Annotated in this window: 21 protein-coding genes and 2 tRNA genes; 4 read left to right on the top strand and 19 right to left on the bottom strand. The window is 42.8% G+C overall.

Annotation, left to right across the window (positions count from 1 at the left end):
* Window positions 1-83: 83 nt before the first annotated feature.
* Window positions 84-1,592, top strand: coding sequence for a coiled-coil domain-containing protein (locus DKT73_RS02945; protein ID WP_111637082.1), 1,509 nt, complete (start codon window positions 84-86; stop codon window positions 1,590-1,592).
* 17 nt (window positions 1,593-1,609) lie between these two features.
* Here the strand turns inward: DKT73_RS02945 and nadA are convergent, their stop codons facing one another.
* From nadA to DKT73_RS02875, 14 genes are all read right to left on the bottom strand, one after another.
* Window positions 1,610-2,659 (bottom strand): quinolinate synthase NadA, encoded by a 1,050-nt coding sequence (gene nadA, locus DKT73_RS02940; protein ID WP_111637081.1) that lies wholly within the window; start codon window positions 2,657-2,659, stop codon window positions 1,610-1,612.
* 40 nt (window positions 2,660-2,699) lie between these two features.
* Window positions 2,700-2,775: transfer RNA gene (locus DKT73_RS02935), tRNA-Lys, on the bottom strand.
* Window positions 2,776-2,802: 27 nt separating this feature from the next.
* Window positions 2,803-2,878 (bottom strand) — tRNA-Lys (locus tag DKT73_RS02930).
* Between the two features lie 41 nt (window positions 2,879-2,919).
* Window positions 2,920-3,705: a tol-pal system protein YbgF gene (gene ybgF / locus DKT73_RS02925; RefSeq protein WP_111637080.1), complete on the bottom strand. Its 786-nt coding sequence runs from the start codon at window positions 3,703-3,705 to the stop codon at window positions 2,920-2,922.
* Window positions 3,705-4,250 carry a peptidoglycan-associated lipoprotein Pal gene (gene pal, locus DKT73_RS02920; RefSeq protein WP_111637079.1) on the bottom strand — a complete coding sequence of 182 codons (546 nt, stop codon included), beginning with the start codon at window positions 4,248-4,250 and terminating at the stop codon, window positions 3,705-3,707. Before pal ends, ybgF begins: the two co-directional genes overlap by 1 nt.
* A 19-nt stretch (window positions 4,251-4,269) precedes the next feature.
* Complete coding sequence (gene tolB, locus DKT73_RS02915; RefSeq protein WP_111637078.1) at window positions 4,270-5,568, bottom strand: Tol-Pal system beta propeller repeat protein TolB; 1,299 nt, start codon at window positions 5,566-5,568, stop codon at window positions 4,270-4,272.
* Window positions 5,568-6,554: a cell envelope integrity protein TolA gene (gene tolA, locus DKT73_RS02910; protein WP_111637077.1), complete on the bottom strand. Its 987-nt coding sequence runs from the start codon at window positions 6,552-6,554 to the stop codon at window positions 5,568-5,570. Before tolA ends, tolB begins: the two co-directional genes overlap by 1 nt.
* Entirely contained in the window at window positions 6,554-6,982 is a 429-nt protein-coding gene (gene tolR / locus DKT73_RS02905) for a protein TolR (protein ID WP_111637076.1), read from the bottom strand. The genes tolA and tolR overlap by 1 nt, the downstream gene beginning before the upstream one ends.
* Window positions 6,982-7,662: a protein TolQ gene (gene tolQ, locus DKT73_RS02900; RefSeq protein ID WP_111637075.1), complete on the bottom strand. Its 681-nt coding sequence runs from the start codon at window positions 7,660-7,662 to the stop codon at window positions 6,982-6,984. The genes tolR and tolQ overlap by 1 nt, the downstream gene beginning before the upstream one ends.
* A 9-nt stretch (window positions 7,663-7,671) precedes the next feature.
* The gene (ruvB, locus tag DKT73_RS02895; RefSeq protein ID WP_111637074.1) at window positions 7,672-8,685 is read right to left on the bottom strand and encodes a Holliday junction branch migration DNA helicase RuvB; all 1,014 of its coding nucleotides are present in this window, start codon (window positions 8,683-8,685) and stop codon (window positions 7,672-7,674) included.
* A gap of 2 nt (window positions 8,686-8,687) precedes the next feature.
* Window positions 8,688-9,290: a Holliday junction branch migration protein RuvA gene (gene ruvA / locus DKT73_RS02890; protein WP_111637073.1), complete on the bottom strand. Its 603-nt coding sequence runs from the start codon at window positions 9,288-9,290 to the stop codon at window positions 8,688-8,690.
* Entirely contained in the window at window positions 9,287-9,844 is a 558-nt protein-coding gene (gene ruvC, locus DKT73_RS02885; protein WP_232827762.1) for a crossover junction endodeoxyribonuclease RuvC, read from the bottom strand. Before ruvC ends, ruvA begins: the two co-directional genes overlap by 4 nt.
* Before the next feature lie 160 nt (window positions 9,845-10,004).
* The gene (gene aspS / locus DKT73_RS02880) at window positions 10,005-11,777 is read right to left on the bottom strand and encodes an aspartate--tRNA ligase (protein ID WP_111637071.1); all 1,773 of its coding nucleotides are present in this window, start codon (window positions 11,775-11,777) and stop codon (window positions 10,005-10,007) included.
* Window positions 11,778-11,965: 188 nt separating this feature from the next.
* Window positions 11,966-12,457 (bottom strand): transcription elongation factor, encoded by a 492-nt coding sequence (locus tag DKT73_RS02875; protein ID WP_111637070.1) that lies wholly within the window; start codon window positions 12,455-12,457, stop codon window positions 11,966-11,968.
* 203 nt (window positions 12,458-12,660) lie between these two features.
* On the opposite strand from DKT73_RS02875, the gene DKT73_RS02870 reads away from it, so the two are divergent.
* Both DKT73_RS02870 and DKT73_RS02865 read left to right on the top strand, forming a co-directional pair.
* Complete coding sequence (locus DKT73_RS02870; protein ID WP_111637069.1) at window positions 12,661-13,104, top strand: MarR family winged helix-turn-helix transcriptional regulator; 444 nt, start codon at window positions 12,661-12,663, stop codon at window positions 13,102-13,104.
* 10 nt (window positions 13,105-13,114) lie between these two features.
* Window positions 13,115-13,858, top strand: coding sequence for a siderophore-interacting protein (locus DKT73_RS02865; protein ID WP_111637068.1), 744 nt, complete (start codon window positions 13,115-13,117; stop codon window positions 13,856-13,858).
* A 56-nt stretch (window positions 13,859-13,914) separates the two neighbouring features.
* Here the strand turns inward: DKT73_RS02865 and cysN are convergent, their stop codons facing one another.
* The 3 genes from cysN to DKT73_RS02850 form a co-directional block, all read right to left on the bottom strand.
* Window positions 13,915-15,528, bottom strand: coding sequence for a sulfate adenylyltransferase subunit CysN (cysN, locus tag DKT73_RS02860; protein WP_111637067.1), 1,614 nt, complete (start codon window positions 15,526-15,528; stop codon window positions 13,915-13,917).
* An 18-nt stretch (window positions 15,529-15,546) separates the two neighbouring features.
* On the bottom strand, window positions 15,547-16,452 hold the full coding sequence (cysD, locus tag DKT73_RS02855) for a sulfate adenylyltransferase subunit CysD (RefSeq protein ID WP_111637066.1): 906 nt from the start codon (window positions 16,450-16,452) through the stop codon (window positions 15,547-15,549).
* A gap of 227 nt (window positions 16,453-16,679) precedes the next feature.
* Window positions 16,680-17,579: a hypothetical protein gene (locus DKT73_RS02850; RefSeq protein ID WP_111637065.1), complete on the bottom strand. Its 900-nt coding sequence runs from the start codon at window positions 17,577-17,579 to the stop codon at window positions 16,680-16,682.
* Between the two features lie 157 nt (window positions 17,580-17,736).
* On the opposite strand from DKT73_RS02850, the gene DKT73_RS02845 reads away from it, so the two are divergent.
* Window positions 17,737-18,321: a superoxide dismutase gene (locus DKT73_RS02845; protein ID WP_111637064.1), complete on the top strand. Its 585-nt coding sequence runs from the start codon at window positions 17,737-17,739 to the stop codon at window positions 18,319-18,321.
* Between the two features lie 75 nt (window positions 18,322-18,396).
* On the opposite strand, the gene DKT73_RS02840 is transcribed toward DKT73_RS02845, so the two are convergent.
* Window positions 18,397-18,840, bottom strand: coding sequence for a tellurite resistance TerB family protein (locus DKT73_RS02840; RefSeq protein WP_111637063.1), 444 nt, complete (start codon window positions 18,838-18,840; stop codon window positions 18,397-18,399).
* Entirely contained in the window at window positions 18,840-19,307 is a 468-nt protein-coding gene (locus tag DKT73_RS02835) for a DUF6942 family protein (RefSeq protein WP_111637062.1), read from the bottom strand. Before DKT73_RS02835 ends, DKT73_RS02840 begins: the two co-directional genes overlap by 1 nt.
* Window positions 19,308-19,430 lie beyond the last annotated feature (123 nt).

The following is a 19,430-nucleotide window of genomic DNA, read 5'->3' as shown; positions in this document are numbered from 1 at the left end:
AAAGCGTATATTAAAAATGTGATTTGCCGTTGCGTAATGATAATGAATATCACAATCGTCAGTTTAAGGTCTAGGAGTTTTTTATGCAAAAGTGGCTTATGTGGGTCCTGATAGAATTAAGTACTATTTTGGCCTTAGGGAGCCTTCTTTTCTTGTGGCTATCACACACTTTAAGCAAAAAAACACAGCAGCAAGACAATAAATCGCCTAACAATACAAGCGATCTTGCTTCAACCGATGAGTCTACCGCCTACAAACGCCTAGCGCACTATCTCAATACTCAAATTCAATTTGCTGCGAACGCTATTTCACCAGGTAAAATCAGCGCCCACGAGACAAACAAACTCAAAATATGGGGAACCATATTAAAAGCAGAGAGAGCCATTTTATTAAATCAAGCGAGCGACAGACCAAAAGTGATCTTAAACCGCTTTTTGTCGAGTTTACTCTATGCGTTGTCCGCTTCAAAATTGCAGACAGCCAACCCAGATGAGCTGCAACAGAACCTAAAAGAGATGGAAAGTGAGTTTTTTCAAACCGCAGAGCTCCTGATTACAAAAGAGTCTCTTACAAAACGACAAATCCTCTTAAACGAAGATCTACGCAAAAATATAGACAGAGCTAAAAAACGCATTAAGCAGCTGAACATCAAACATGAAGAGAAAAGGCGTTTAGAAACAGAAATTAGCGAACTGAAAGTAAAAATAAAGCACTTAGAGCACCGCAAAAGTGAAGAGACAAGCATTTCATCTGACTTTAACTTAGAAATCCCCATCGCTCAAAAAATAGAACGAAAAATTCGTGATGCGTCTTTTAAGCAAATATCGAGTTTGAATAACCTCTCCAACCGTCAAAAAATGGTCATAGAGCAACTCAAATCTGAAATAGAAAAAGCTCATAAAAATGACAACATAAGCAATTCTTTAGAAGCGCAAAAAGTCGCCATTGCCAAATTAGAGCGCATCTCAGAAGAGTCTCAAATGCTCATTTTGCAGCTTGAAACCGAGCTACAAAACTCTAATTTGTCTATTATTTCATTAAAAGAAGACATTAGTGCGAAAGACGCAAAACTTGCTGAAATAGAGCGCCAGCTCGCAAACAGTAACAAAACAGCGATAGGCAACCTTCAAGCCCTCAATGCAAATAAAAAAGAAACGCTTGTTTCCCTTCGAGACGAACTCAATAGCGCGCTGGAAAGCAGATCTACGGACAGCCTTATTGAACAAGATAAAGACACAAAAATGCTTGAGCGACTTCTGCAAGAGTCAGAAACTTGTGTCACTTTACTCGCGCAAGAATTGGATATTGCAGAAGACACTAACGAGCAACTCAAGCAAAAAATACAATCATTTGCTTTGAGCAATAACACGGCCACATCACGCTTGTCTAAACCACTTTTTGAACAAAGAGAGAAAAACAGACAGCTCGTATTAATCACGACGGAATTGAAAAACAAAGTATTAGAGATGGCAACGAGTAAAGATTATCAGGCTCTTAGAGTGAGTTACAACAAAAAGAGCCTAGAGTGCGATCGCCTGCAGTTGGCATTTTCTGATCTAGAAATGAAGTACTTAGGGACGCTAAACGAATAGCCATCCCTATTAATTGTTTAACGCTGGACTTGAAAATTTAACATACGCTGCAATGGGATCAACGCTTTCACTCTGGTTTCTTCTGGCACATGTATCTCACCAGAGCTGTCTCTAAGAGAGTTACGCAACATCTCTAGGCTATTGAGCGCCATCCAGGGACAGTGCGCGCAACTACGACAATTTGCCCCAGAGCCTGCTGTAGGAGCCTCTATGAAACGCTTGTTGGGTGAAGCCTGTTTCATTTTGTAAAAGATCCCCCTATCAGTTGCAACAATAAAGGTGTCGTTTGTCATGCCCTTAGAGGCATTAAGTAACTGCGACGTCGAACCAACAACATCCGCTACTTCTACAACCGGTTCAGGCGATTCTGGGTGAACAAGAACAGCCGCATCTGGATAGATGGCTTTTAGATCCAAAATGCCTTTTGCCTTGAACTCTTCATGCACGATGCAAGCACCGTCCCACAAAATCATGTCAGCACCTGTTTCTCGTTGAATGTAACCACCCAAATGCTGATCTGGCGCCCAAATAATTTTTTCACCTTGTTCCACAAGATAATTAACCACATCTAATGCAATACTCGATGTAACAACCCAATCGGCACGAGCCTTTACAGCTGCTGACGTATTTGCATACACAACAACCTTACGATCAGGGTATTGATCACAGAAAGCAGAAAACTCGTCGATGGGACAACCAATATCTAATGAACAGGTTGCTTCCAATGTGGGCATTAGGATAGTTTTTTCTGGGCTCAATATCTTGGCTGTTTCACCCATAAACTTAACGCCTGCCACAACCAATGTTTTGGCTTCATGGTTTGCCCCGAAACGCGCCATTTCTAGAGAGTCAGCAATTATTCCGCCAGTCTCTTCCGCTAATTCTTGAATGGCATCTTCAGTATAATAATGGGCAACTAAAACCGCATTCTTCTGCTTAAGCAAAGACTTGATCTCAGTTCGGATTTGATCATCATCGATAGATTTTGTTTCAAGCGTTTTTTCGGCTTCAGATAGATATCTTTGGACAGTATCACGAAGCGCAGCTTTATCGAAAAGTGTAGACATATCATTACCCCTAAGAAACTGGGAGCGGAATGAGTGTTTTTGGTGGGTCGTACTGGATTCGAACCAGTGACCAATTGATTAAAAGTCAACTGCTCTACCAACTGAGCTAACGACCCAAAAACCACAAAAGGAATAAAACATGTTGGTGGGTCGTACTGGATTCGAACCAGTGACCAATTGATTAAAAGTCAACTGCTCTACCAACTGAGCTAACGACCCAACGGGTTGCGTATAATACAGAGCCCGCTGAGGAATGCAAGCTATTTAATTTTACTTAAATAACCAGCCGCTAGTTGAGCAGCCTTAGAATCAGGGAAGCGCTTTATAACATCCTGTAAATAAAACCTAGCCTTTTCAGTATCGCCTATCTGATCACTAACAGTGCCCAGCTTGTACAATGAGTCTTGTTCTTTGCTATGACCTGGAAAATTTTGAATCACAGTAGAAAAAGCCTCTAATGCTTCTCTGGATTTTCCTTGAACTAATTTCACTTCACCTAGCCAATAATAACCATTTCCGGTTAAAGAGTTGTTAGGAAAAGCATTCACAAAACTAGCAAAAGCGGTCTCAGCCTGATCGAATTGTCTCTCACGAATCAAGTTGTACGCATTGTTGTAGGCTTGTTGAGCTTCTTCAGTTGGTGGCTGAAGGCTAACAGGCGCTAAAGGAGGAGTAACAAGTGTATTAATGGGAGTGTTTTCTATTGCATCGGGAATCTGTTCGATCTGCGCTATCGGAGGAGCTACTGTATTTCTTTGTTCGCTTGCAGAAGCAGACATCAGTATTGATATACGCTTATCAAGATCGATATAACGATCCCTTTGACTCTCTTTCATTAGCCTTAATTCATGCCCCTGCTCTTCCACTTTTCCACGAAGGCTCTGAACCTCCTGCTGCAATGTTTCCAATTGAAAGAGTAAGTCTGCAGCGGCGTTAGCCGAAAGGCCACCACCGCTACTAGCTTGCGGAATTTCAGCCATTACAAATGGTGCTGTGAAACACAGCACCATTGCAAAAGAGTGAATTTTCACATCTTTATAGAACATTATTCGTAACGTACTTCAACTCGACGGTTTAACTGCCAAGCATTGCTATCATGACCGAAGGCAACAGGAACTTCTTCACCAAAACTTACTGTCTCGATTTGAGAAGCAGCAACGCCTTGGATAGTCAAATAACGGCTAATTGCTTTAGCACGACGCTCACCAAGAGCCATGTTGTATTCACGAGTGCCACGCTCATCAGCATGACCTTCTAGAACAACACGTGCATCTGGATTAGACACAAGGTATGCCGCATGTTTAGCCAAAGCTTCGCGAGATTCTGGACGTACGATTGACTTATCAAAGTCAAAGTAGAATACAGTCTCTACACCAGCCAAAGAATCCATGCCTGTATCTTTGTCTTCAACAATAACGCTAGTCATAGCGCTATCTTGACCAGCACCGTATGCTGAATCAGTGTTTGCTGCTGAATTTGCATCTTCAGCAACAGTTGAAGAATCAGTATCAGTTGCTGTTGTGCTACAACCCGCGATCCAAGCTGCAGACAATCCAATTACAGCAAACTTACCTAGTTTGTTTACACTCATTATTCACTCCTCAATGTCTTTATTTGAAATACGGAGACCAAGATGGCTCTCGTACATCACCCTCTGCTGATGGTATCCTATATTTAACTAGGCCATCAACGGATACTACGGCTAAGATACCCTTTCCTTGATAGGTTGTGGCATACATCACCATGCTACCATTCGGTGCAATGCTAGGCGATTCGTCTAAGTAAGTCTCAGTAAGGGTTTGAACTCGGCCCGTTTTCATATCCTGAAGAGCAATATGATAATTACCATCATTCTTTTGAACGGTGACAAGGAAGCGACCATCTGGTGTCATTCTTGCTCTTGTATTTAACTCACCTTCAAACGTAACCCTTTCTACTTGCTTACTATTTACATCTAATCGATATATTTGCGGATTACCGCCCCGATCAGACGTAAAAATTATTCCTTTGCCATCTGGTTCCCAGCTTGGCTCTGTATCAATGGCATAATGATTTGTCATACGCTCTAATTTTTGAGTCGCGATGTCCAGAGTATAAATTTCTGGGTTATCATCTTTAGACAAAACCAAAGCCAATTTTTTTCCATCTGGAGACCATGATGGCGCTCCATTAAGTCCTCTAAATTGCGCTATCTGTTGACGTCTTCCTGTTGCCAATTCCTGAGTATAAATATTAGGACGGCGATTTCTAAACATCACATACGCAATACTTCTACCATCCATACTCCATGATGGCGATAAAATAGGCTCTTTAGATTCTACGATGACCTGCGGTCTATGACCATCGGCATCCGCTACCTGCAACTTAAACAAAGGTGATTTCCTATCTCCTTCAGCAGTAACATATAATATTCTAGTACTAAATGCGCCTCTTGACCCTGTCAATAATTCGTAAACTTTGTCACTAATGTAGTGAGCTGCGTCTCTTAAATTTCTCGCGCTAACGTCAATGGAGTTGTGTCTTTCCACTGGCTTTTCACTTAATACGTTCAACAATTCAAAGCCAATTCTGTACTGACTATTTGGTAGTTTCTGAACAGTACCAATTACAACATAATCACTTTTCAGTAGACGCCAATCACGGTAAAAAACATCTTCTTGTTTGGTTGGCATACTTAACATATTAGCTCGTGGTACTGGTTTAAACAAACCGCTACGGGCCAAATCATCTTCAACAATTTGCGCTACGTCTTCAGGCAGCGCATCCATACCAGTGTAACCGAAAGGCACAATAGCGATTGGTAACAACTGATCAGCACCACTGGTTATCTCAATAACTAACTGGGCTCTAGCTGAACTTACAAATACTAAACAAGTGAATAGTATACTCAACCATTTTTTAAACATCATTAGTTTCTCAAATCCTGCGGGTTAAAAATTAAATCTACCTGACGGAAATTTCGTTCAAAAACATAAGAGTCTACCTTGGCAAGCTCTTCTATTCGCCTTACTTTGTAAACGGCATCAACTGCCCTTTGATCAAACAAGGCATCACCACTACTTCTTGTCACTTGAGCATTCATCACTTCACCAGTAGGCAAAAAATTAATGCGCAATTGTGTCACCATGTTATTTCGTGCGCTAGGAGGTCGAATCCAAGCCGCCGTTACTCTGTTATTAATCAGGCTACTAATGGATTGAACCATTTGTGCCTCTTCTGCAGCTCGCTCTTTCGCCTCTTCTGCAGCTGCTTTGGCCGCCGCAGCTTCCGCTTTTTTCTGCTCTGCTAAGCGAGACGCTTCTTCTTGACGTTTGCGCTCTTGTTCAGCCAAACGATCTGCTTCAGCTTGTTTTTTTCGATCTTCTTCCGCTATGCGATCTGCTTCAGCCTTACGAGCCAACTCTTTACGTTTCTTATCATCAGCTTCTTTCTCAGCTAAACGCTTCTTTTCAGCTTCTTGAGCGACGCGTTTTGCTTCAGTTTCTTGAGCGACACGTTTCTGCTCGGCTTCTTGAGCGACACGTTTTTGCTCATCTTCTCTTTTTCTCTGAGCGTCTTCTTTTTCTTTAGCCTCTTTCGCTTGGGCAAGCTGTCTTTGCTTGTCTTCCAATGCTTTTCTCTCAGCTTCTTTTTTGCGGTTTTGCTCGGCTTCTTTTCGCTTCTCTTCCGCAACAGCAGCCTGCTTTTGTGCCGCTTTCTGTTCTGATTCACGCTGACCTATGATTGTTTGCGACACATCTACGACGGTAGCATTAACAATAGGAGGCTTTTTAGGTTTTGGCGGCTCATTATCGCCAAAATCAATAACCACCAAACCAGCTACAACAATACTAGCGTGCAAACCTACAGCCAGTACTGTTGGAATACTATAACTATCACTGCGCAGCCATTTCATTAATTTGTTTCCGGCTCTGTCACTAAACCAACATTTGGAACACCAGCCCCTTGCAAAGCCACCATCAAACCAATCACATCACCATATGGTACATTCTTATCGCCTCGTACCAAAACGGACATTTTTGGGTTCTGGCTTAAAACTTTGCGTACTTTATCTTGTAATTCTAATAAAGCAATAGATTCTTGCTTACCACCCACATCTAAATAGAATTGTCCCTTAGAATCGACAGAAGCAATGATGATATCGTTCTCATTATCCTGTATTGGCGTCGCATTTGCGCTAGGCAATTCCACATCAACACCTTGCGTTAACATTGGTGCAGTGATCATAAAAATAACCAACAATACAAGCATAACATCGATATACGGAACAACGTTTATCTCCGCCATTGGGCGACGCTTATTTTTTCTCCGTGAACGAGCCACTATGCAGCGCCTCCCTCTCTAACATGCAATTTACGATGCAATATACTAGTAAATTCATCAGCAAAGTTTTCGTAGCTCGAACCTAGCGATTCTGCAGTGGAAGAAAAACGGTTATAAGCAATAACGGCAGGTATAGCCGCTGCCAAGCCTATGGCGGTCGCAATAAGCGCCTCGGCGATACCTGGAGCCACCGTAGCCAAGGTAGCTTGCTGAACCTCTGCAAGCCCAATAAATGAGTGCATAATCCCCCAAACCGTACCAAACAACCCGACGTAAGGGCTTGTAGAGCCAACGGTTGCCAAGAAAGGAAGATGCTGATCTAGCTTTTCTTCTTCGCGATACAAGGCGACTCGCATTGCTCGTTGGACACCGTCCATAACCGCTTCTGGGTCCACATTGTGACTTTGTCTCAAACGGGTGAACTCTTTTATGCCAGCCGTAAAAATATTTTCCATCCCTTCAACTTTTCGACCTTCCTGAGTAAGTTTGCGATAAAGCTGGCTCAGATCAATACCAGACCAAAAATTCTCTTCAAATGTTGCACGAACTTTCTTAGCTTCTTTCAGCACGCTAATTCTTTGAAATATTACAATCCATGAAAAGATGGAAGCAGCTAATAATGTCAACATAACAAGTTGAACAACGATACTAGCGCTGGCGATAAGTCCCCAAATTGACATTATTAACCTCTATTTAAAATCCGTAGGTAGTTGGTAATTAAAATGCTCATAAGCACGCTTCGTAACTTGACGACCTCTCGGTGTCCTAATTATGAAGCCTTGCTGAATCAAAAACGGCTCTATAACATCTTCTATTGTATCTTTATCTTCACCTAATGCTGCTGAAACACTGTCTAGGCCAACAGGCCTTCCGTCAAACTTTTCTATCATAGTCAACAACATGCGCCTATCTAGATGATCGAAACCCTGACTATCTACACTTAACATATCCAAAGCTCTTTGAGCAACCTTTTGACCAACAAGCTGCTCCCCACTTACCTGAGCAACGTCCCGAACACGACGTAAAAGACGATTTGCTATCCTCGGCGTCCCTCTTGATCTTCTAGCCACTTCAAAGCAACCAGAGTGATCAAGCTCCATACCCATTTTACCTGCCGATCTGGCAACAATCGTTGTCAAAGACTCCACATCATAAAACTCTAGGCGCTGAACAATACCAAATCTGTCTCTCAGAGGAGACGTTAATAACCCAGCTCTTGTTGTTGCTCCGACAAGTGTAAACGGCGGGAGTTCAATTTTAATTGATCTTGCCGCAGGCCCCTCACCTATCATTATATCCAGCTGATAGTCCTCCATCGCCGGATACAGCACTTCTTCAATTGCTGGACTCAATCTGTGTATCTCATCGATAAATAAGATATCACCTTCATTTAAATTAGTTAAAAGAGCCGCTAGATCTCCCGCCCTTTCCAACACAGGTCCCGATGTCGTTCTTACTTCCGCACCCATCTCATTACCAATTATATGTGCGAGCGTTGTTTTCCCTAGACCTGGAGGACCAAAAATAAGGGTATGATCAAGCGGTTCATGACGCTGCCTAGCCGCTTCGATAAAAATTTCCATTTGCTCACGAACAACAGGCTGCCCAATATACTCAGCAAGCGCTTGAGGACGTATTGCCCTGTCAACTTGCCGATCATTGCCTTTTAGCTCGGCCGAAATGAGACGATCATGCTCAATCATATTTATTGCCTTAACATGCTTTTCAAGGCCGCTTTAATCACATCTTCACTGTTAGCTGCATCGACTGGAACACCCGCAATTGCTTTCGCCGCCTCTTGAGGCTTATAACCAAGAGAAATAAGAGCGGCTTCGGCTTCTTGCCTCGGATCTGCTTGCACCTGACGCAGCACGGCCGGCGCTGAGAACAAATCAGTTTTCGCTGCTTGACCAAGCTTATCACGCAACTCAATAATCAGTCGTTCCGCCGTCTTTTTACCAACACCGGGGATACGTGTTAATGCAGACACATCCGAATCTTGCACATTACCAATCAACTCTTCCGCCGACATACTGGATAAAACCGCTAAAGCCATCTTTGGCCCAATACCATTCACTTTAATAAGCACGCGAAATAACGCGCGCTCATTTTTATCAATAAAACCATACAGTGTATGGGAGTCTTCCTTAACCAGTAAATGGGTAAACAAGGTAACTGTCCCACCAACTGGAGGCAAATCATAAATAGTCGTCATTGGTGAACTGATTTCATAACCAATTCCACCCACATCAACCAGCAACTCAGGCGGTGACTTTTCCACCAAAGTACCCACGATTCGTCCAATCACAATGACTTCCTTACATCTTGTTCTGTCCAGCGTTTAGACGAGCGCCCCGCTCGTTTTCCAACACCGTATTCTAAACCGCCTGAGGTACGAGTATTCGCATGACATAAGGCAATCGCCAGTGCGTCTGCCGCATCAGCTTGAGGCTTAGAAGATAAGTTTAACAAAAGCTGCACCATAGACTGAACCTGAGTCTTATCAGCATTACCATTACCAACAACAGATTGCTTAACGCGCCGTGCAGCATACTCATGCACGACTAGCTCCTGCAAAGACGCTGCGACAATCGCAACACCTCTTGCTTGACCTAGCTTTAAGGCAGAGTTGGCGTTTTTTGCTAAAAACACCTCTTCAATGGCAAATTCATCAGGCTTGTATTCTTCCATCAAAGCAGAAACATACTTAAAAATATGTTTTAGCCTTACCGACAACGCTTCGTCAGGCAACTTAATACAGCCACTGTTTACGTATCGAGTTTTGCCGTTTACAACGTCGATAATACCGAAACCTGTTATTCGGGAACCCGGATCAATCGCTAAAATTCTGGTCATGATCATAAATTCTTACGCCCTGCATAGTTACTGTATATTTCAACAGCCCTTTACAAAGTATGCAATGCCAAAACACAAAAAAGACCGCTTATTAGCGGTCTTTTACATTTTACTTGCAAATCTTTAACATAACTCACTGTTTTAAGGTGAATTTAATGGCAAAAAACTAAGATTCAGCGATCGGCTTTCTGACGCGAATGTTTAATTCCTTTAATTGCTTCTCACTTACTTCGCCTGGCGCCTGAGTCAACAAACAGGTCGCACTTTGCGTTTTAGGGAAAGCAATCACATCACGAATCGAACTAGAGCCTGTCATTAGCATCACAAGACGATCCAGACCAAACGCCAAACCACCATGTGGTGGCGCACCGAACTTCAGCGCATCTAGCAAGAAACCAAATTTTTCTTCTTGCTCATCTTTGCTGATATTCAGTAACTCAAACACAGTCTCTTGCATTGATGCTTGATGTATACGAATAGAACCACCACCCAGTTCCGTACCGTTCAACACCATATCATAAGCCTGCGAAAGCGCAGTCAACGGGCTTGCCTTCAGATCTTCTGGAGAACAAGAAGGCGCAGTAAATGGATGATGGATTGCGGTGATGCCGCCATCGCTTGTTTCTTCAAACATCGGGAAGTCCACAACCCACAAAGGCGCCCATTTGCAAGTATAAAGATTCAAATCTTCACCAAGCTTGCAACGAAGTGCACCAAGTGCTTCATTGACGATTTTCGTAGAGTCAGCACCAAAGAAGATTAAATCGCCATCTTGAGCATCAAGACGCTCAAGCAATGTCGCGCGCACTTCAACAGGTAAAAACTTAACGATTGGAGACTGCAAACCTTCTTCCAGATTAGATTTGTCATTCACCTTAATGTAAGCCAAACCTTTGGCACCGTAAATGCTAACAAATTTAGTGTAGTCGTCAATTTGCTTACGAGTCAGCGCATTACCACCAGGCACTTTAAGCGCTGCAACACGACCTTTTGGATCAGTTGCTGGACCGGAAAAGACTTTAAAGTCCACCTCTGCCATCAAATCAGACACTGTAACAATGGTCAACGGAATACGAAGATCCGGTTTATCACTGCCATAGGTTTCCATTGCTTCAGAATAAGGCATACGAGGGAAAACACCCAAATCAACATTCATTAGCTCTTTAAATAAGCTAACGATCATTTTTTCAGTCATCGCCATGATGTCTTGTTCACTCATGAACGATGTTTCAATGTCCACTTGGGTGAATTCTGGCTGGCGATCTGCACGAAGATCTTCGTCACGGAAGCATTTTGCAATTTGATAATAACGATCAAAACCAGAAACCATCAGCAGCTGTTTGAAAAGCTGAGGCGACTGAGGAAGCGCAAAAAAACTGCCTTGCTGAGTACGACTAGGGACCAAATAATCACGCGCACCTTCCGGTGTTGCACGAGTCAAAATAGGCGTTTCAATGTCAAGGAAACCATTACCATCCAAATAGCGACGCAACACAGAGGTCACTTTTGAGCGAAAACGCATTTTTTGTTGAATTTCAGGGCGACGCAAATCGATAAAGCGATTTTTCAAGCGAACATCTTCCCCTACAGATTGATGCTCGTCTAGTTGAAACGGTGGGGTTTTGGCCACATTCAGGATTTCAAGCTCGGTACCCAGCACTTCAATCTCACCCGTGCGCATATTTGGGTTGGTTGTCCCTTCAGGACGAGCACGCACCAGGCCTTTTAGCTTTACCACAAATTCGTTACGAACACTGTCAGCCAATGCAAAGCTTTCAGCGCGATCTGGGTCAAAAACAACTTGCGTGATACCTTCACGATCGCGAACGTCTAGAAAGATAACGCCACCGTGGTCACGACGACGATGAACCCAACCGCATAGGGTGATTTCTTGTGAAATATTAGAAGCATTTAACTCGCCGCAATAATGGCTGCGCATAATTTCTTTCCTATTACTTTCTCAGTAAGAGAGTGATTTTTTCTTAGAACGTTTTCCATTCGATCAGTAATGTAAACTGAATTTTAAGCTCTGAATAGAATACAGAATATTTTAAGGCAAAGCATTATATGCGAACCGAGTCCGACTCTCTAGGGTCTGAACCAAATTTGTCCAATACATTAGACGCATTATGCAATGGTGGTTATTTCATAAGCGATTTGCCTACCGTTTTGAGACAAATCAACCTCATCACCCAGCGTTTTTCCCATTAATATTTTACCAACAGGTGTTGAGGCGGTGACTAGATAAACCGTTTCTCCTTTAATTTCTACACTCAGCCCGCCTGCGCAGGGCGAAATAAAGAAATATTTTTTCATATCGCTGGATGACTCCAGCTCAGTCAAGATCACCATACTCCACAACTCAACTGCACTGTCTTTTGAAAAAGTAACCAGGGGTGTTTTACTAAACAACAACCAATCTTTTTCACATTCTAGTACTCGCTGAGATTGACCATGAGCCAAATAAGAGGCCTCTAACCCAAAGGTGTCGTATTTATTTTCAGCAACACTTTCTTCATTTGTTGCTGCTTCATGCGCCTGTTTCGCCGCCCATTTTGCGGTTTCATAACGACGCAACAATGCTTCCGTGATGGCGGTATACACGTCTTGTTTAACCATTCAAGCCTTATCCTCTTTTTTTCATTGACGCATTGTAGCGCTTCAGACCAATAAAAAAAGCCAACTGTTCAGTCTGTTAAAAAATCACCAGAAAAGATCAAAAAAAATGATCTTTTTAAATCCCACAAACCTTAAGTTGACAATATCAACTTAAGGTTATACATTGATAATCATTCTCAAATATTCAAGAATTTATTACCCTTATGAAAGAAAAGATTGCAGAATCACTTCACAAGCTCATGCACAACTACCGACAACACATCCGTGAGGCAGCCGCAAAATCAGCGATTTCAATTCCGGTTACTCACATTCGATCTCTCAAGTGCATTCGCAAAATACGTCACTGCAGCGCCAAAGACATAGCAGATAAGCTTTCTTTGGATAAATCTCAAATCACGCGAGTATTAAAAGAATTGGTTAACTTGGGGTATGTTGTAAAAGTTCGCGATCCAAACAACCATCGCAGCCAACTCCTAAGCCTTACCGAATCAGGCGACGCCCTGCTCGATAAACTGATGATGCTCGACCAGTCTGCCGTCGAAAAAATGACGCATAACTTAACAGAGCAGCAAATCGTAGATTTCATTAATTTAGCAGAAATGATGACCAACAATGCCCACCCGTCACCTTGCAGTAAGCAAGCCTAAGGAGCCACTTATGAATAGACCGCAACCCAGAGAACTCATCGTTATTAAAAAGTCATTTGTCACGACAAACATGCTACGAATAACGCTTGGAGGCAAGAATATACACACCCTACCCGCCAACCAAGAAAGCGGCTATGTTAAGCTCATTTTTCCAAGCGAAAACCAAAAACCCATTGTTCGAACTTATACTATTCGTCACCAGCGTGCCGACGAAATAGACATTGATTTCGTATTGCATGAGGACAGTGGCCCAGCGTCATCCTGGGCAAAGCAAGCACAACCCAACGATAGCATCCTTGTCGGAGGGCCTGGCCCTAAAAAACTCATAGAAGAAGCCGCCGATTGGCACATCTTTGTGGGGGACATGACAGCGCTACCAGCGATCAGTGTCAACTTAGCAACACTGCCTCAAAATTCAAAAGGCTATGCTATTCTTGAAGTCATTTCTGAAAGCGATATTCAACCGTTAAAGCATCCAAACGGCATTGAATTACAATGGATCATTAACCCCCATCCTGGAGAAAAAGCCAATTTGCTCTTAGAACAGGTTAAAGCTCTCCCTTGGATGGAAGGACAGGTATCTGTCTGGGCAGCTTGTGAATTTAGCAGCATGAAGATGTTGCGTGCCTTTTTTAAACAAGACGCCAAGGTTGAGAAGGAATACTTGTATCTTTCCAGCTATTGGAAGTTAGGCAGCAACGAAGACCAACATAAAGAAGTGAAGCGAATTGACTTAGAAGAAATGGAGCAATAAATATTTCACTCTGAGACAAAAAAGCCAGCTTATTTAAGCTGGCTTTTTCTATCCATTTATAGCTGGACGCTTTCAATAATCAAATCAACCACGGCATCAAGTGAAGATTCGGTAAAATGAGAGTCAGCTATTGTTGAGTCGGCAACCAAGAAAGTCACCCCTGTTTGACGAACCAGTGCAGCCTCTTGCTCTGATGCATCCGCCTTAACCAAAGCGACTACACCTTGACGCAACAATAATCGCTCAAGCGCATCACTCTGCTCTAATACAATCGCAGGCAAAGCAATAACAGCAGGCTTTTGCCCAAGTCGAGCCGCTCGATCTTCTGCACTCACCAGCATGTCTTGATCAATCTCAGCGACGGCCTCTTCCACCATGCCAGCACCAACTGTCACGTTTGTCAGACGATCAATTATCACCAACGCACCAGTGAAGCGACTGTCTGTGTATTCATCAAACGCCACTGGCGCATCGAATTGCAGTACTGCATCCGCAATTCCATTCAGCTCAAGGGAATCTATATGACTGACTTCAAGCGTGTTAACATCAACTCGATGGTTAAAATGATGAACCTTACCTGGCACTGTTTGTGTGCCTATTTTAAAGTCATATAACTTACCAGGCACTAAAGGCTGATCAGCCATCCAGACAATAGATGAGCGCAAAGTAGTCGCAATAAGGGGTTCTTGACCAATGTGTGACAACATGTCCCCACGACTGATATCAATTTCATCCTCAAGGGTGATCGTGATAGCCTGACCTGCTTTCGCCGATTCTAAATCCCCATCGAACGTCACAATTCTTTCAACGGTCGAGGTTTTACCAGATGGCAAAGCAACCACTTTATCGCCAGGTTTTACAACACCCGCCGCGATGGTTCCAGAAAAACCACGAAAATCTAGATTAGGACGATTAACGTATTGAACCGGAAAACGGAAAGAATCACGCTTAACATCACGATTAATTTGCACCGTCTCCAAAATCGACATCAACGGACCACCTTGGTACCAAGGTGTGCTTTCAGATGCATTGACGACGTTATCGCCACGTAGTGCTGACATGGGGACAAAATGAATATCGTTAGGCTTGCGATCACCCAGTTGATCAACAAATTTCAAATAATCATTTTTTATTTGATTGAATTTTTCTTCTGAAAACGCAACCAAATCCATTTTATTAATGGCAACCACAACGTGCTTGATACCTAACAAAGACGCAATGTAGCTATGACGGCGTGTTTGAGTTTGAACGCCATAACGTGCATCAATCAAAATAATAGCAAGGTCGCAAGTGGAAGCCCCTGTTGCCATGTTGCGCGTGTATTGCTCGTGACCAGGTGTATCAGCGATGATAAATTTACGCTTTTCAGTCGAAAAATAGCGATAGGCAACATCAATAGTGATGCCCTGTTCACGCTCTGCTTGAAGACCATCAACCAATAACGCCAAATCGACTTCTTCGCCTTGTGTGCCTGATTTTTTACTGTCACGTTTGACGGCATCTAGATGATCTTCATAGATCAACTTAGAATCATGAAGCAAACGACCAATTAACGTACTTTTGCCGTCATCAACATTACCGCAAGTAAGAAGGCGCAATAGGTCTTTTTCTTCATGTTGTTTCAAATAACCAAGTATGTCTTGGCTGATCAATTCTGACTGGTGAGACATTCTTTCTTTACTCCAAACTTAGAAATAGCCTTGTTTCTTCTTCTCTTCCATTGATCCGGAGGAATCATGGTCAATCATGCGCCCTTGGCGCTCTGAGCTTTTTGTCAGCAACATTTCCTGAATGATTTCAGGCAAAGACGCCGCCTCTGATTCAACCGCCCCCGTTAAGGGATAACAACCTAGCGTACGGAAACGAACAGACTTCATCTCTGGAACTTCGCCATTTAAAGGCATACGTTCATCGTCAACCATGATCAAGGTGCCGTCACGTTCAACCACAGGGCGTTTTGCCGAAAAGTACAGAGGAACAATGGGAATGCTTTCCAAGTAAATATATTGCCAAATATCAAGCTCAGTCCAATTGGACAATGGAAAAACTCGAATACTCTCGCCTTTATTCACTTTGCCGTTGTAAATATTCCACAGTTCAGGACGCTGATTTTTGGGGTCCCAACGATGTTGTTTATCACGAAAAGAGTAAACGCGCTCTTTAGCGCGCGATTTTTCTTCATCGCGACGAGCACCACCGAAGGCCGCATCAAATCCATATTTATTCAACGCCTGCTTTAACGCTTGCGTCTTCATAATATCGGTATGCTTCGAGCTACCGTGAGTAAATGGGCCGACACCTTGCTCTATGCCTTCCTGATTCTGATGAACGATAAGTTCAAGCCCGAGCTTAGTGACCATTTCATCACGAAAGCGGATCATTTCTTTAAATTTCCAGCCGGTATCCACATGCATTAAAGGAAACGGTGGTTTACCTGGATAAAATGCCTTCATGGCAAGATGCAGCATCACGGCCGAGTCTTTACCAATCGAATACAGCATTACTGGATTATCAAATTCAGCCGCCACTTCACGTATAATATGAATACTTTCGGCTTCTAGCTGTTTTAAGTGAGTAAGTCTTGCCTCTGTCATAATTTCCCATCTCTGTTGTCAGGCTTCAGCATTTTTCGAACTATAACATGCCTTTAGGTTATAAAAACCACCTCATATAGACTTTAGTGGCATATGCATATTAAAAAAGCTTTATAAGTAAAACCTCTAAACAAAGCCAAACCATGAACAAAGCCACACGACAAGGTGAGAAAACGCAAAAACAAAAAAGGGCCGATAAAATCGGCCCTTGAAAATACATTACATCGCTACTGACTGCTCAGTTGCTGCTCTAACATAAGCTGATTAATTTGCTTACGCAGACGGAGAATTTCCGCATTCACCTGTGTTCTAAATGCATCACTTGAATTAATCGCTTCTTGGTGTTTAGTCAGCGTTTGCTGAATACTTACCATGTCCGAGACACTGGTATCGGCTGTTTGCTTGTCAAGCGCCTCTACTTTTTTCTGCAGCGTCGTTAAATCTTGTAGGATTTGATCTAAACTCAGCGACTGCGCTTGATTCTGCCCCACTTGAGCAGTGATAAGCTTAGCTTGGCTGTCTTGCTTTGTTGCCAACGCCTTCATTGTCTCATCAATCGCGGCAACAGAAGGAACGAGTTTATTATAACCCGCTTCAATGTCATTAAATGCATTGGACTGTACTGCAATAAGCTTAGACTGAGTCGACATATCATCACGCACTGTTGCAAGCTTTTTCTGTAAATCATCAATGGCCGCGGTGTTATTTGCAATTGCTGGACGGTTAGTATCATAAGCAACACCCCACAATTTGCGAATTTCGGTGTCATGATTTTTTAATGTTTGCTCTAATGTCTCGCCTTGTTTATTAGCCGACACGTCGGCAGCAAGCAATTGATGATCAAGGTTCTGAATTTCGCTTTTAGCACCATAGAGCTCATTTTTAAGCTGCGTGTTTTGTTGCCACAGCCAGTAACCAGCTGCGCCTGATACTAAGAGCAAAAGTATTAATAAAAAATATATACCTGCAAGGCTCTGCTTTTTATGCACCACAATAGGCGCATGAGCAGGTCTTGAAGGGGTTGGCGTTGAAGAACCTTTGGGTATACCAGAACCGGGTCTTCGCTCACTGACTTCATCTTGATCCAGAGTCAGGCTGGGGATCTCAACATCATCGTCTCTTCGCATGGATATCTTATATAGTCGCTATTAACAGGAATTATGGAAAATTGTTCTAGAACAAACCTAAATAATATTATCTTAAGTTGTTCGGTGCTACTATATAAGCACCATTAACTGCTTGATAACAAGCATTTTTCGTTAATAAAAAGCAAGGAGAATTGAAATGGCTTTTGAATTACCCGCTCTTCCTTATGCTAAAGACGCACTAGAGCCTCATATGTCTGTAGAGACACTTGAGTATCACCACGGCAAACATCACAACACTTATGTGGTTAAGCTAAATGGTTTGCTTCCTGGATCCGAGTATGAAAACAAAACGCTTGAAGAGATCATTGTCTCTGCTCCTGCGGGCCCTGTTTTCAATAACGCAGCGCAAATCTGGAACCATACCTTTTTCTGGAACAGCCTAAGCCCAAATGGCGGTGGTGAACCTACTGGTGCGCTTGCTGAAGCAATCAATGCAAAATGGGGCTCTTTCGAAAAGTTCCAAGCAGCATTTGATGACAAGGCAGTTAACAACTTTGGTTCTAGCTGGACTTGGTTGGTTAAAAACGCAGACGGTTCTCTAGATATCGTGAATACAAGTAATGCGGCAACGCCAATCACCAACGGTCAAACGGCTATTATCACCGTCGATCTTTGGGAACACGCTTACTACATTGATTACCGCAATGTGCGTCCTGATTACCTAAAAGGTTTTTGGGCACTTGCTAACTGGGAATTTGCGGCAGCAAACTTCGCAGCTTAAGCCTATTTTCTGATTAGAAAATAGTGCTAGACCAGTCAAAAAACGCGGCTTATTGCCGCGTTTTTTTTATCTCTGCTAAGCGCTCTTCAGCTCATTTTGTACAAACAATTTCGCCTGAATGAACTCAGAATGAGGCATAAACAACAATTCGCTTATTCTCCTGATCCGATGATCTTCATGAGCATCGAGATTGCCATCCGCTAAAGCGACGTACCACAACCCCTTTAGCAATGACATTTTTTGCTCGAGTGTCGCCGTTTCATTAATGACTTTGGTGAACTGATAAAGATCATTTGCTTGCTCCACACCAGCACGTGCCTCTTCAAAAAGTATGTCAACGTCATCCCCCAGTTCACTGACATCACGCAACAGTCGTTTTACTTGTGTCTCTTCTTCGTCTGTGACGTGATGATCTGCGAGCATGACCTCCATTAATAAAGCGGCCACCGCTTTTTGATAGGATATTTGCTCTCCTTGCTCAACCGGAAGGCTAAAAAGATTCTTTAAAACTTTAAACATTATCTCTCCAAAATACGCTCACGCAGAGCCTCAATAAGGACATTCGGAAATTGCCGATAATCTAGATAAGGGCACCAAACGTAAGGAAGATGAACAAAAGCTTGATGCGAATCACCAATTGTTTGGGCACAATCCGCAACGGGCCAAACATCTCTAAAGGTATTTCCAACAATAAAAACAAGACCCTTGTAGTCGTCAAGCTGGTCAACTGAAAAAGCAACTCCAACTCTGTCAAAGAGTTGCACGTCTCGAAATATCTTCCAAGAATCATAACGAGGCGCAATGAGTTTCGACATGATGGTGAGTATTTTACGCCAATGATTACCATTTAGTTCAATTAAAACCGATGCGCTTGGCCTTGTTAAGAAAGAAAGTCCCACATCAACTGGCAAAATGGGCACATTTGGTAATAGAAACACGCAATCAGCTTCTTTTTTACAAGCCCCCAACCACAAATCAACCATCATGCACTCCCGTCTTTTCATTAAGAATACAGCGCATACTGACTAATATCTGCCATGCAATAGGTAAAAATGGTGCAATTTAAGCTTGAGCAACGACTGTTGGAACCGTCATAACGACCAACAATC

This window comes from Marinomonas shanghaiensis, assembly GCF_003259175.1.
In the GTDB taxonomy this organism is placed as follows: Bacteria; Pseudomonadota; Gammaproteobacteria; order Pseudomonadales; family Marinomonadaceae; genus Marinomonas; species Marinomonas shanghaiensis.
This window is presented reverse-complemented; position numbering and strand designations above follow the sequence as displayed.